At 66.0% G+C, this 12930-nt stretch carries 14 protein-coding genes and 1 tRNA gene; 10 read left to right on the forward strand and 5 right to left on the reverse strand.

All coding sequences use genetic code 11. The features are described from left to right. Positions 1-286: 286 nt before the first annotated feature. The gene (locus tag OOZ63_RS04730; RefSeq protein ID WP_266004214.1) at positions 287-550 is read right to left on the reverse strand and encodes a hypothetical protein; all 264 of its coding nucleotides are present in this window, start codon (positions 548-550) and stop codon (positions 287-289) included. Positions 551-791: 241 nt separating this feature from the next. On the opposite strand from OOZ63_RS04730, the gene OOZ63_RS04735 reads away from it, so the two are divergent. Next, complete coding sequence (locus tag OOZ63_RS04735; protein ID WP_266004215.1) at positions 792-995, forward strand: hypothetical protein; 204 nt, start codon at positions 792-794, stop codon at positions 993-995. Positions 996-1268: 273 nt separating this feature from the next. On the opposite strand, the gene OOZ63_RS04740 is transcribed toward OOZ63_RS04735, so the two are convergent. After that, positions 1269-1358, reverse strand: a tRNA-Ser gene (locus OOZ63_RS04740). A gap of 92 nt (positions 1359-1450) precedes the next feature. Further along, positions 1451-2278 carry a symmetrical bis(5'-nucleosyl)-tetraphosphatase gene (locus OOZ63_RS04745; RefSeq protein ID WP_266004217.1) on the reverse strand — a complete coding sequence of 276 codons (828 nt, stop codon included), beginning with the start codon at positions 2276-2278 and terminating at the stop codon, positions 1451-1453. Between the two features lie 100 nt (positions 2279-2378). Here OOZ63_RS04745 and OOZ63_RS04750 point away from each other — a divergent pair, with 100 nt between their 5' ends. The 5 genes from OOZ63_RS04750 to OOZ63_RS04770 all read left to right on the forward strand — a co-directional run bounded on the left by OOZ63_RS04750 (position 2379) and on the right by OOZ63_RS04770 (position 8098). Further along, a complete protein-coding gene (locus OOZ63_RS04750) occupies positions 2379-3680 on the forward strand; it encodes a hemolysin family protein (RefSeq protein ID WP_137944019.1) in 1302 nt (433 codons plus the stop codon). Next, positions 3677-4429, forward strand: a complete 753-nt coding sequence (locus OOZ63_RS04755; RefSeq protein WP_266004219.1) for a SapC family protein — start codon at positions 3677-3679, stop codon at positions 4427-4429. The genes OOZ63_RS04750 and OOZ63_RS04755 overlap by 4 nt, the downstream gene beginning before the upstream one ends. Before the next feature lie 101 nt (positions 4430-4530). Beyond that, positions 4531-5913 (forward strand): 3-carboxy-cis,cis-muconate cycloisomerase, encoded by a 1383-nt coding sequence (pcaB, locus tag OOZ63_RS04760; protein WP_266004221.1) that lies wholly within the window; start codon positions 4531-4533, stop codon positions 5911-5913. Further along, complete coding sequence (locus OOZ63_RS04765; protein WP_266004222.1) at positions 5910-7157, forward strand: alpha/beta fold hydrolase; 1248 nt, start codon at positions 5910-5912, stop codon at positions 7155-7157. Before pcaB ends, OOZ63_RS04765 begins: the two co-directional genes overlap by 4 nt. A 173-nt stretch (positions 7158-7330) precedes the next feature. Then, on the forward strand, positions 7331-8098 hold the full coding sequence (locus OOZ63_RS04770; RefSeq protein WP_266004225.1) for an N-acyl amino acid synthase FeeM domain-containing protein: 768 nt from the start codon (positions 7331-7333) through the stop codon (positions 8096-8098). Here OOZ63_RS04770 and OOZ63_RS04775 read toward each other — a convergent pair. After that, complete coding sequence (locus OOZ63_RS04775) at positions 8080-8676, reverse strand: nucleotidyltransferase family protein (protein ID WP_266004226.1); 597 nt, start codon at positions 8674-8676, stop codon at positions 8080-8082. The two genes, OOZ63_RS04770 and OOZ63_RS04775, sit on opposite strands and share 19 nt — an antisense overlap. Continuing rightward, positions 8676-9455, reverse strand: a complete 780-nt coding sequence (locus OOZ63_RS04780; RefSeq protein ID WP_266004227.1) for an IclR family transcriptional regulator — start codon at positions 9453-9455, stop codon at positions 8676-8678. Before OOZ63_RS04780 ends, OOZ63_RS04775 begins: the two co-directional genes overlap by 1 nt. Before the next feature lie 144 nt (positions 9456-9599). On the opposite strand from OOZ63_RS04780, the gene OOZ63_RS04785 reads away from it, so the two are divergent. The 4 genes from OOZ63_RS04785 to OOZ63_RS04800 are packed head-to-tail and all read left to right on the forward strand — an operon-like array spanning position 9600 to position 12923. Then, positions 9600-10565, forward strand: coding sequence for an MBL fold metallo-hydrolase (locus OOZ63_RS04785; RefSeq protein WP_266004229.1), 966 nt, complete (start codon positions 9600-9602; stop codon positions 10563-10565). A gap of 13 nt (positions 10566-10578) precedes the next feature. After that, the gene (locus OOZ63_RS04790; RefSeq protein WP_266004231.1) at positions 10579-11124 is read left to right on the forward strand and encodes a VOC family protein; all 546 of its coding nucleotides are present in this window, start codon (positions 10579-10581) and stop codon (positions 11122-11124) included. A gap of 9 nt (positions 11125-11133) precedes the next feature. Next, on the forward strand, positions 11134-12720 hold the full coding sequence (locus tag OOZ63_RS04795) for an FAD-dependent oxidoreductase (RefSeq protein ID WP_266004233.1): 1587 nt from the start codon (positions 11134-11136) through the stop codon (positions 12718-12720). After that, positions 12717-12923: a DUF2783 domain-containing protein gene (locus OOZ63_RS04800; RefSeq protein WP_262970902.1), complete on the forward strand. Its 207-nt coding sequence runs from the start codon at positions 12717-12719 to the stop codon at positions 12921-12923. The genes OOZ63_RS04795 and OOZ63_RS04800 overlap by 4 nt, the downstream gene beginning before the upstream one ends. Positions 12924-12930 lie beyond the last annotated feature (7 nt).

The following is a 12930-nucleotide window of genomic DNA, read 5'->3' on the forward strand; positions in this document are numbered from 1 at the left end:
CTGAATGCGCTCGGCAGTCCTCGCTGGCAAAAGAGACTCGGCCTGTTTCGACGAAGCTGAGCCAAAACGGCGTTGGCCTGGGCGGGGCCGCAAGCGCCTCGCCCATACCAGGCCGAGCAGCAGGGCCTGCTTACGCGAGGCCGGCATTGTGCCCAGCAGGCCAAGCGAGTAACTCACAGTTGGATCGACTGGGACCGGGCTGGCGCTTTCGCGAATCGTGCCAATTGAGCGGGCGTGAAAAAGCCCGCAACCGTGCGGGCTTGATGTCGACAGTGGCCGAGGTCGATCAGCCTGCTTTGACGGTTTGCGTTGCTGCGGCGTATTGGGCCTCGGACTGCGCCGCCATGCTGCGGCCGGTGATGACGACGCGCGGTAGCTGAGCCACTACCGCCGGCGCTGCGGCCGCACGCTTGCCGACCACCACCACCCGCTCGAGCTTCACGACCTCAGCCCGTGGCTGAGCGCTGCGCTCAGCCAGCCCCATGCCGATCGACGCGGCGCTGGCGACTGTCACGATGGCGAAGACGAGGGCTTTGGCGGTGGTGTTCATGGTGTGGTCCGGTAAGGTGTTGCTGTGTCAGTGATGACAGTTTCGGCCGGGACTTGCTTGCGAGCCAGCGCTGCGCGACAGAATGCAATGCAAGGCGTCTCAGATGTTCCTGGCCGTGATCGGCCGGATCGCTCGGAGCTAGCAGCTGAGGCCGCTCCCCCAAAAGAGGGCCTACTCCGGTGGGATAGGAGGTCAGGGTGATGTGGTGGATGCTTGAGCCCTGCAACCCGACGAGGCAGCCATGACCGACACGCCGCAAGTCTCCCGCACACTCAACGCCGCTCAGGTGCTGGCCCAATTCAAGCAAGCCAGCGAGCAGTTGTTCCGCCGCAGGCTGCCGGCCGACATGCCGGCGCTGGGGGTCGAGTCCGCCATGCCTGGCCTGGAAGTAAGCGAGTCGAGCTGGGATGCTTGGGAGGCGCTGCTCAACAAGAGCGAGCGTTGACGGGTAGCGCCGCCTCACCTCTGGGCAAGGGGTGCGGCTTCAGCAAAGCCATTGCTGGCCGAGGCAGAACCTGCCGCCGGACGCAAGAAGTCAACTGGCCTGCGGTCTGTCTGAGCGCGGCAATGGCGCCGGCGACGCCGCACCCGCCGCTATGTCCCCCTGGCGGCCGTCATCGCTGTGAGCCTGCAAGTTCCGCAGCTGCAGTCTGATGGTGGACTTCATGGTGGGTATGAAGTTAGCGCGCGCCTCTGAGGCCCGTACTGCGTAATGATCTGGCGGAAGCAGTGAGATTCGAACTCACGGACGGGTCACCCCGTCGCTGGTTTTCAAGACCAGTGCCTTAAACCACTCGGCCATGCTTCCAATGCACTTACGACAAATTTCAAGACCGTTGGGCTAGACCACTCCCGCAAGCGTCCTGACAGCTGCCGTGTGCAGAGCGCGCATTCTAGCCGCTATGCCAGGCCCGGCTTCTGGGCCTGTGCGCAATCCACCTGAATGATCTCCAACACGCGGCCGGCCTCGACCCTGGCGGCCGTCAGGCGGCCGCCCCAGACGCAGCCGGTGTCCAGCGCGAGCAGGTCGGCTCGTTGCAGCAGGCCCAGCGTCGACCAATGGCCGAAGGCGATGGGCGTGTCCGCGGTGCGCCGGCCGGGCACATCGAACCAGGGCTGGAAGCCCTCGGGGGCGCCATCGGCATCCTTGGTCTTCAGGTCCAGCCGGCCTTGGGCATCGCAAAAGCGCAGCCGAGTCAGCACATTGACGATGAAACGCCACCGGGCGGTTCCGACCAGGGACTCATCCCAGCTCAGTGGCTCATTGCCATACATCTGTTGCAGAAAGTCCTGCAGATCGGGCCCGCGCAGCAGTGCCTCGACCTCGCCGGCCAGGGCCAGCGTCTGCACCGCGTCCCATTGCGGCACGACGCCAGCATGGACCATCAGCCAGCCCTGCTCGTGTAGGGCCAGGCGCTGGTGCCGCAGCCACTCCAGCAGGGCCTCGCGGTCGGGTGCGTCCAGGATTTCGCTCAACGTGTCACTGCGGTGGGGCTTGCGGGTACCAGCGGCGGCGGCCAGTAGGTGCAGGTCATGGTTGCCCAGCAGGCAGCGGGCCGCGTCGCCCAGGCCCTGCAGGCGGCGTAGGGTGGCCAGTGAGGCGGGGCCGCGGTTGACGAGATCGCCCAATAGATACAGCCGGTCGCGCGAGGGCGAGAAGTCGAGTGTGGCGAGCAGGCGCTCCAGCGCGTCGCAGCAGCCTTGCAGATCACCGATCAGATAGTTCATACCGGGATTGTGCGGTGGGTTTGTGTCACGGCCTTCTGCTACGCTTGCGCCCCCGAAAGAACCGATGCGCGACCGGGTTTACCCGCGGCTCGCGCTGCCAATGGATACCGCCCTAGTCATTTTTCTGATTCTGCTCAACGGCCTTTTCGCGATGTCGGAAATGGCGCTCACCGCCGCCCGCAAGGCCCGGCTGCAGGTGATGGTGGAAGGCGGGGAGTCCGGTGCCCAGGCGGCGATGGACCTGCATGAGAATCCGACCAAATTCCTCTCCACGGTGCAGATCGGCATCACCTCGATCGGCGTGCTCAACGGCATCGTCGGCGAAGCGGCGTTCGCCGGCCCCCTGGCGCTGTGGCTGGGCTCGTTGGGCCTGGCCCAGCACATCGCGCAGTACACGGCCACCGGCTTGGTCGTCGTGATATTGACCGTGGCCACCATCATCTTCGGCGAGCTGGTGCCCAAGCGACTGGGCCAGATGTTTCCGGAGACGGTGGCCCGCCTGGTGGCGCCGCCGATGGACTTTCTGTCCCTGGTGGCACGCCCGCTGGTGGTGTTTCTGAGTTTTGCGACCAATGCGGTGCTGGGTCTGCTGGGCCTGCGTGGCAGGGCGCAGCGCGGCGTTACCGAAGAGGAGATCGCGGCCAGCCTTGAAGAGGGGCTGGACGCCGGCGTGATCGAGGAGCAGGAGCACCAGATGGTGCGCAATGTGTTCCGGCTCGATGAGCGCCAGGTCGGCTCGATGATGATTCCCCGTGCCGAGATCGCCTGGCTCAATATCCATGACGAGGCGCCTCAGGTGCTGGCGATTCTGCAAGCGCATGGCTATAGCCGCTACCCGGTCTGCCGCGAGGGTCTGAACGATGTGATCGGGGTGGTCTCGGCTCAGACCCTGCTGCAGCGCGCGCTGTCGGGCCAGCCACTGAACTTGGGCGACGATCTGGAGGCGCCCATCTTTGTGCCCGAGACCTTGTCGGGCATGGAGCTGCTGGACCATTTTCGCGGCTCGGATGCACAGTTGGTCTTCGTCGTCGACGAGTACGGCGAGGTCCAGGGTGTGATCTCGGTGCGTGATGTATTGGAAGCGATCGCGGGCGAGTTTTCGGCGCCCAGCGATGGCGACGCCTGGGCGGTGCAGCGCGAGGACGGGAGCTGGCTGATGGACGGTCTGATTCCCAGTCCCGAGCTGAAGGACCGCCTGGACCTGAAGGAACTGCCCGAAGAGGATCGTGGGCGCTACAACACCCTGGCCGGCATGATCATGCTGCTCTTGGGACGTTTGCCGCGCACGGCCGATGTGGTGGAGTGGAACGCCTGGAGATTCGAGGTCGTGGACCTCGACGGCAAGCGTGTGGACAAGGTGCTGGTCGAACGACTGGCTCAAGATGGAGATGATGAGAAATGAGCAACCCCCCTCTGTACGGCTCGCTGGTGCCGCTGGACCGTGAACAGCACAAGAACCTGCGCCTGCAGGCCGAACTGCCGACGCTCGAGCGCGTCGCCGGCCTGAACTCGCTGTTCCTAACGGCAGTCGAATTCGCCGACGCCTGCAAGGAGTTCCCTATTGTGTTCGTGCGCGTCGGCGAGAGCGCGCAGCAGCCGGCTGAAGGCGCCAAACCCGCGGTGGCCCCGCTGGCCGTTTTCGGCCTGAAGCCCGGCAGCAATCTGTTCTTGAAGGATGGCAAGTGGACCGGCAACTACCTGCCCGCCTATCTGCGCCGCTACCCCTTCGCGATGGCCCGCATCAACAACAGTGACGACATCGCCGTCTGCTTTGACGAGCAGTGGAAGGGCTTCTCGCAGACCGAGGGTCAGCTGCTGTTCGCCGCCGACGGTCAGCCTACCGAGTTCACCGTCAATGCGAAGAACTTCCTCGAGAGCTTCGAGCGCGAAGCCGAGCGCACCCGCATGGTCTGCGCCCAGTTGCAGGAGTTCGACCTGCTGCAGGACATGCGCTTCGAGGCCACGCTGCCCAATGGCGAAAAGATCGATGTCGACGGCTTCCTGGCCATCAACGAAGACAAGCTCGCGCAGCTGGAGGACGAGAAGGTGTTGCAGCTGCACCGCAGCGGCTTGCTGGGTCTGATCGAGATGCACCGTGTCTCGATGGGCAATATGAGCCGTCTGGCACAGGCGCACAGCGCCGCCGCCTGAGTCCGCAGACGACGCCGGGGCAAACCCGCTGCGGGTAAGCCCCGGGCTCGCAGTCCTGCCAGCCCTCGTTAGCATCGCTGCAAAGATCCTCAGGATGGGTGATGTCAGTGCTGGTATTCGAGGGTTTTTTGTCCACGCCGCAGATGCTGGCGCTCTTCGACGAGAGCGCTATCGTGCAGGCCATGATGGACTTCGAGGCGGCGCTGGCGCGTGCCGAGGCCAAGGCCGGCGTGATCCCGCAGTCGGCCGCTCAGGCGATTGCCAGCCTGTGCCGGGCCGAGCTCTACGATGTTGCCGGTTTGGTTGCGGCCAGCGGCCGTGCCGGTAGCCTGGCGATCCCCTTGGTCAAGAAGCTCACCGAGACGGTGGCCTTGTTCGACCCCGCCGCCGCCGGCTATGTGCACTGGGGTAGCACCAGCCAAGACGTGATCGACACGGCGATGGTCTTGCAGACCCGCCGCGCGCTGCGCCTGATCGACGACGACTTGCTGAGCCTGTGCGGCCATTTGCTGGACCAGGCCGAGGCCGCCGATGCCACGCCGATGCTGGCCCGCACGCTGATGCAGCCGGCCCTGGTCAGCAGCCTGCGCTGCAAGCTGCTGAACTGGTTGATGCCGCTGCTGCGTTCGGCCCAGGCCTTGCGCGCCCAGGCCGACGAGGCCTTGCTGCTGCAGCTGGGCGGGGCCGCCGGCACGCTCGCCTCGCTGGGCGACAAGGCCGACGCGGTCGCCAGCCAGGTCGCGGCTGAGCTGCGCCTGCGCCTGCCGGATCAGAGTTGGCATACCCAGCGCGACCGCTGGGTGCGCCTTGGTGCCGAGCTGGGCGTGATGTGCGGCTCGCTGGGCAAGCTGGCGCGCGATCTGTCGCTGCTGGCCCAGGCCGAGGTCGGCGAGATGACGGAGGGCGCCGCCGGTGGGTCCAGCGCCATGCCGCACAAGCGCAACCCGGTCGCCTGCATGCAGGCGCTGGCGGCGGCCCAGCGCGCGCCGCAGCGGGTCGCGGCGCTGCTGGCTTGCATGGGCCAGGAACATGAGCGCGGCCTGGGCGGCTGGCAGGCCGAGCTGGCCGAGTGGACCGGCCTGCTGCTGAGCAGCCATGGCGCGCTGCAGGCGCTCGCCGGGGCGTTGGCGGGGCTGCGCATCGAGCCCGAGCGCATGCGGGCGAATATCGAGCGTCTCGATGATCTGGTCGCCGCAGAGGGCCTGGCCCTGCTCCTGGCGCGGGTCTGCGGCAAGGCGCGCGCGCATCAACTGGTCGAGGGCTTGTCTCAGCAAGTCGCGGCCCAGGGCCGGCCCTTGCGGGCGTTGGCCCAGGGCTTGTGGCAGGGCGATGCCGAATTTTCGCGCGGCATCAGCGCAGACGAGCTCGATGCGGTGTTCGATGTGCAGGCCGTCGCCCGCCATGCCGACGCCCGCGTGCACAAGGTGCTGCTGACAGCACGCTCACAATGGCAGTCCCTGATGGACCAACCGCTGGCACCATGACCGATTCCCCCGATTCCCCCGACCAACGCGACGACGATTTCGACCGCGGCCTTGTCAACCGTCGTCAGGTCCTGGGTGAGGACTGGGTGCGGCGCTCGACCGCCGGCGCCACCGCCTTCAACGCCGACTTCCAGGAGTTCATCACCCGCTACGCCTGGCATGAGATCTGGGGCCGGACGGGCCTGGACAAGCCGACCCGGCGCCTCTTGGTGCTGGGCATGACGATGGGCCTGGCGCGCTGGGAGGAGTTCGAGCTGCACTGCCGCGCGGCCGTTCGTGCCAGCAAAACCGGGGGCGGCGTGAGCTTGACGATGATCCAGGAGACCCTGCTGCAGGGCGCAATCTACTGCGGCGTGCCGGCCGCCAACACCGCCTTCAAGATCACCAGCGAGATCCTTAAGGCCGAGGGCCTCGGGCCGCTGCCGGCGCCGCTCACCCGCGCGCTGCGCCCGCGCGCGCAGCACACCTTCAGCCAGCCGCAGCTGCATCTGCTGCTACAGGGTGAGGGCAGCGGTGTGCCCATCGTGTTCGCCCACGCGCTGGGTCTGGACGCCCATCTCTGGGACGGCCTGGCCGCCGCGCTCGGCGGGCAACACCCGACCTTGCGCTATGACCAGCGCGGCCATGGCGAGTCCGCGCGGCCCGCCGGCCCCTACAGCCTGGACGAGCTGGTCGACGATGCCGCGCGGCTGATCCGCGAATGGGGTCGCGGGCCGGTCTGCTTTGTCGGCCTCTCGCTGGGTGGCATGGTAGGGCAGGGTCTGGCCCTGAAGCATCCCGAGCTGCTGCGCGGCCTGGTGCTGGCGCACACGACGGCGCAGTATCCCGAGGCCGCGCGCGCGGCATGGGCCCAGCGCATCGCGGCGGTCGAGGCCGGCGGCATGGCGGCGGTTGCCGGCATGGTCACCGAGCGCTACTTGCATGCCGATTTCCGCGCCGCCGAGCCCGAGGCCGCTGCCTTCTTGCACGGCCGTTTGCTGGCCCAGGATCCGGCCGCCTACATCGCCGCCTGTCAGGCGGTGCGCAGGGTCGACTATCTGGGGGCTTTGAGCGGCGTGCGCTGCCCGACCCTGGTGATCGCCGGTGCGCTGGACCAGGGCGCGACGCCGGCGATGGCCGAGGCCATCGCGCAGCGCATCCCGGGCGCGCGGCTGGAAGTACTGGCAGGTGCTTCGCACCTGAGCCCGCTCGAGCAGCCCGAGGCCTTGCTGGGCCTGCTCGGGTCATTTGCCGCCGGGCTTTGAGTTGCCCCCCCTGGAATCGGGGTTTCCCCCTTGAGTGGGGCTTGCAGTTGTAAGTTTCTTGTGTCAATTGTTTGGGTGACATGTCTTGCCACGATTTCGGTACTTCCTCACGCTAGACTCCGCCGCAGCGCGTTGGAACAGCAAAGGATGTCATGCAGCAAGACGGTTTTGCCATGGGTACACAAGAGGGCCTGCAGCAGTTGGTGGGACTGCAAGCACTGAGGTCCGGAGCTCATGGTGGTAGTTTTGCCATGTTCAGGGAACGCGCTACTCACCCCCATGTCAATGGCTTTGCCATTCATGCGGCGCATTCGAGCCATCACCGTGCGCTGGCTGGCCAACTGGTCCAGCAGCGCTATGCGGAGCGCGGCTATCGCGTCCATCAGGCGATGGGCGCGTCGCATGCGACACCGGAGTTGCTGACCCTGAGCGCGACCTCGCCCGAGGGCACGCTGGGCACTCTGGGCATACGCTATGACTCCGCACGCGGTCTGAATGCCGATGCGGTGTTCGAGCAGGAAATGAATGCCTTGCGTAGCCAGGGGCGAATCCTGTGCGAATTCACCCAGCTGGCTCTTGACGCGCAGGCCGCTTCCAAGCGCGTGCTGGCCGCCTTGTTTCACAGCGCCTACCTGCATGCCTCGCACCTGCGCGGCGCGGAGTTGCTGGTGATCGAGGTCAACCCGCGTCATGTGGCTTATTACCGCCGCATGCTGGGTTTCAAGGTTTGCAGCGAGGCCCGGCTGAACCCACGAGTGCATGCGCCGGCCGTGCTGATGGTGCTGGAGTTCTCCCACATCGCACAGCAGATCGCCCGCTACGGCGGCCAGCCGGCGCTGGCCACGGTGGCTCGCACCCTCTACCCCTACGCCTTCGATCCGGTCAAGGCGGCCGAGGTGTTGGCGAGCCTGCGCGACGAGGCTCAGCCGCAGATCTGCTGAGAAGGCTCGGCCGGGATGACGGTCACATCCGGCCAGCGTTGCGCGTAGCGCTTTTGCGCGACACGCTGGCGGTAGGTTTGAATGCTGACCCGCCGCGGGTTGCGCCTGACCACCATGCCGAACAGGTCGTCCAGACCAAGCGGTGCGATCACCGTCAGGCCCTCATCGGCCTCCAGTCGCACGCCTACCGCCGTCGCATACTCGGGCCACGAGGCCACCGCGTCCTCCAGTGAGGCCAGCGGCCCTACTGCATGGCCGAACACCGATTCGAACCAATGGTGCACGCCGGCTTGGTTGGTGACTTCCCAGGGAATGCCCGGCAGGGCCTGCTGCAAGCGAGCCTGCAGCGCCGCGTCGCGGGCCGGGGAAGTGTTCTGCTCATCGAAGAACACCAGATCCAGATCGGCCAATGGGGAGGGCTCCGTGTGGCCGTGCAAGGCATCCCAGACCAGGTTGCGCAGTACCCCGGCGCCGATGCACCAGGGCGGCAGTTCGAGCGAGCGCGCAGCACGCAGCGCGGTCATCAGCCAGGGGCTTGCACGCACCAGCGCACGCAGGGCCTCCTCATGCGTGCTCATCAGGCCGCCACGGCGCGCCAGCCAAGCTGACGCGACAACTCCAGCCCGACCCGTTTAAGTGTCTGTGCCAGTGCGCCATCCAGCCGCAAGTCGAAGCTGCCGCTGGGACCGATGGCGGTCAGGCTCAGGACCATGCGACCCTGGTCATCGAATACCGGCGCGGCCAGCGCGCTGACGCCGGCGACGACGCCGTCATGCGAGTGGGCGATGCCCAGCAGCCGCGCCTGCGCCAGATGGTCGTCCAGCGCGGCATCGAAGACGATGGCCGGGTCGGCTGACAGCACCTGCTCGCGCGGTAGATGGGCGGCGAACAGCCGGCCCGAGGCGGTACCGGCCAGGCTCATCACCGTGCCGTGGCGCATGCTGATATGAACTGGACTTGAGGCCTCGGCGACCCGCACAATGGTGGGCCCCCGATTGCCCCAGACGGCGATCGCCACCGTGTGACCCAGCAGCAGAGCCAGCTCCTCGATGCGCGGCGTCGCCAGACGCACCGGGTCGTACTGCTGCAGGCTGATCAGGCCCAGTTGCAAGGCCAACGGGCCCAGACCGTATCGGCCGCTGCCTGCCTCCTGCTCAACCAAGCCCAGCTTGATGAAACTGACCAAATAGGGATGTGCCTTGGCCGGGGGCATCTCGGCCTGGCGGGCCAGATCCTTCAGCGCCAGCGGCCGTCCATGATGAGCCAGCGCGATCAGCAACTGGCCGCCGACCTCCACGCTCTGGATGCCGCGTGGGCCGCGTTCGGTCGGGTTCGTCTCTGCGGTGCTGGGCTTCACTAGGGTTTCCACCTAAAACAATCAATTAGACATTAACAAACGCGATGACTAAGATCAAGCTGTTGATTCGTTATAGGCGAATGAATTTGTCAAAGGTTAAATTCATTCCTGACCTGCCAGCCACCCGAACCGAGCCGTCGCCACATGAACACCAAAACTTTTGCGTCCCACGCCGATCTGGAGGTCAAGAAGGTCAGCTTCGACAAGCTGTCCGACCATGCCTGGGCCTACACGGCAGAGGGCGATCCGAACACTGGCATCGTGATCGGCGATGACGCGGTGATGGTGATCGACACCCAGGCCACACCGGTGATGGCCCAGGACGTGATTCGCCGCATCCGCGAGGTCACGGACAAGCCGATCAAGTATGTGCTCTTGAGCCACTACCACGCGGTGCGCGTGCTGGGTGCCAGCGCCTATCAGCCCGAGCACATCATCGCCAGCCAGGACACGTATGACCTGATCGTCGAGCGCGGCGAGCAGGACAAGGCCAGCGAGATCGGCCGCTTTCCGCGGCTGTTCCAGGCAGTCGAGTCGGTGCCGCCGGGCATGACCTGGCCCACGATCACCTTCACCGGCAAGATGACGATGTTCCTCGGCAAGCTGGAGGTGCAGATCCTGCAACTGGGCCGTGGCCACACCAAGGGCGACACGGTGGTCTGGCTGCCGCAGGACAGGGTCTTGTTCTCCGGTGATCTGGTCGAGTTCGACGCCACACCCTATGCCGGCGACGCCTACTTCAAGGACTGGCCGCAGACCCTGGACAATATTGCCGCGCTCAAGCCCGAGAAGCTGGTGCCCGGACGCGGACGGGCGCTGCAGAACCCTTCCGAGGTGGCGGCCGGCCTTTGCGGCACGCGCGCTTTTGTCTCGGAACTGTACGAGAGCGTCAAGGCCGGGGCCAGCGCCGGCCTTGACCTGAAGACGGTGTACCGCGAAACCTATGAGCGTCTGGCACCGAAGTACGGTCAGTGGGTGATCTTTGCCCACTGCATGCCTTTCGATGTGACCCGTGCCTACGACGAGGCCACCCAGTACCCCGACCCGCGCATCTGGACTGCCGAGCGTGACATCGCGATGTGGCAGGCGCTGGAAGACATCAAGGCCTGAGAAAGAGCTTGCCATGAAGATCGAACGCATCCACCACGTCGCCTACCGCTGCCTGGACGCCAAGACCACGGTGCAGTGGTACGGCAAGCATCTGGGCATGGACTTTGTGCTGGCCATTGCCGAGGACAAGGTGCCCTCCACCAAGGCCGAGGATCCGTATATGCATCTGTTCCTCGACGCTGGCGGTGGCAATGTGCTGGCCTTCTTTGAGTTGCCGACCGCCAAGCCCATGGGCCGCGACGCCAACACGCCGCAGTGGGTTCAGCACATCGCGTTCAAGGTCGGCAGCGTAGCCGAGCTGGAGGCCAAGAAGGCCGAGCTGCAGGCCGCGGGCATCGAGGTGATCGGCATCACCGATCACACTCTCTTTAAGAGCATCTACTTCTTCGACCCCAACGGCCACCGCATCGAGTTGGCGGCCGATGTCGGCACACCTTCGATGTATGCGCAGCTCGATGCCTGCAAGTGGCAGATGCTGGAGGAGTGGAGCCAGACCAAGCGCGCACCCAAGCATGCGGCTTGGATGCATGACAAGGAATTCCAGGCCCAGGCGCACTGAGGCCGGCCCATGCTGAAGACCTATACCTTTCCGGTCTACGACTACCGGCAAAGCCCGGCCCAGCGCGAGAGCCAGGTCTTGCGCCATCCGGTAGTCATCATCGGTGCAGGCCCGGTGGGGCTGACGGCCGCGCTGGACTGTGCCGCTCGCGGCATCCCGGTGCTGCTGCTGGACGACAACAACAGCGTCAGCCAGGGCTCGCGCGCGGTTTGCTATGCCAAGCGCTCGCTAGAGATCTGGGACCGGCTGGGCGTCGGTGCCGGGCTGGCCGGGCAGGGCGTGCGCTGGCAGGTCGGCAAGGTGTTCTTCCGCGACGAGCTGGCCTACCAGTTCGACCTGCTGCCCCAGCCGGCCCACCAGTTGCCGGCCATGATCAATCTGCAGCAATACCATCTGGAAGAGCGCCTGGTCGCGGCCTGCGAGGCTCAGCCGCTGATCACGCTTGAGTGGAAGCATAAGCTGGTGGCCCTGGATCAGGGCGAGGAGGCCGCGATGCTGACGGTGCAGACGCCGGACGGGCAGTTCCAGATGGAAGCTCAGTGGCTGCTGGCCTGTGACGGTGCCGGCAGCGACACCCGCCGCATGCTAGGTCTGGACTTCGAGGGTCAGGTCTTCCAGGACCGATTCCTGATCGCCGACGTCATCATGAAGGCGGACTTCCCCACCGAGCGCTGGTTCTGGTTCGACCCCCCATTCCACCGCAATCAGTCGGTGCTGCTGCACAAACAATGCGACGGCGTCTGGCGCATCGACTTCCAGTTGGGCCGCGATGCTGATCCTGCTGAGGAGAAGAAGCCCGAGAAGGTGATCCCGCGCATCCAGGCCATGCTAGGTCCGGATGTCGAGTTCGAGCTGGAATGGGTGTCGGTCTACCAGTTCGCCTGCCGGCGCGCCCGGCGCTTTCGCCAGGGCCGGGTGCTGCTGCTGGGCGATGCGGCGCACCAGGTCTCACCCTTTGGCGCACGCGGCGCCAATAGCGGTGTGCAGGATGCCGACAACCTGGGCTGGAAGCTCAAGGCGGTGCTGGAAGGGGCCGCGCCTGACTCACTGCTGGACAGCTACCAGGTCGAACGTGCCGCTGCGGCCGACGAGAACATCCTGAACTCGACCCGCTCGACCGACTTCATCAGCCCCAAGAGCCGCGCTTCGCTGCGCTTGCGCAATGCGGTGCTGGAGCTGGCCAAGACCGAGGCGTTTGCCCGGCCGCTGGTCAATAGCGGTCGGCTGTCCATGCCCACCCATTACGCCAGTTCGCCGCTGAATACGCCCGACGAGGATGAGTTTGCCGGCGCGTTGCGCCCTGGCAGCCCCTGTCTCGATGCGCCGCTGGGCGAGGGCTGGCTGCTCCATCAGCTGGGCCGGGAGTTTTTTACGCTGCTGAGCTTCGGCCCGGCCGAGCCGGTCGGCGTCGGCACCACTGTGGCCGTGCCGCTGATCGTGCCTGCCGATGGTCTGCTGGCCGAGCGCTATGACGCGCGGCCTGGCAGCGTCTACCTCATTCGCCCCGACCAGCATCTGGCTGCGCGCTGGCGCCGCTTCGACGCGGCCAAAATCCAAGCCGCGCTGCGGCGTTGCCTGGGAGTTTTGCCGTCATGAGTCGACTCATACGCAGCCCCCATATCGCCGATCCCGACGGCTTTTACGAAGCCTTGATCGAGGCCCAGCGCGACCTGGGCGACGAGCAGGCCGACATGCTGCTGGCCAAGCTGGTGCTGATACTGGCCAACCACGTCGGCGAGCGCGAGGTGCTCGATGAAGCCCTGGCGCTGGCCCGTGCCAACACGCTGGCTGCTTCCTGATTTCTTT

Source organism: Paucibacter sp. PLA-PC-4 (genome assembly GCF_026241155.1).
In the GTDB taxonomy this organism is placed as follows: domain Bacteria; phylum Pseudomonadota; class Gammaproteobacteria; order Burkholderiales; family Burkholderiaceae_C; genus Roseateles_E.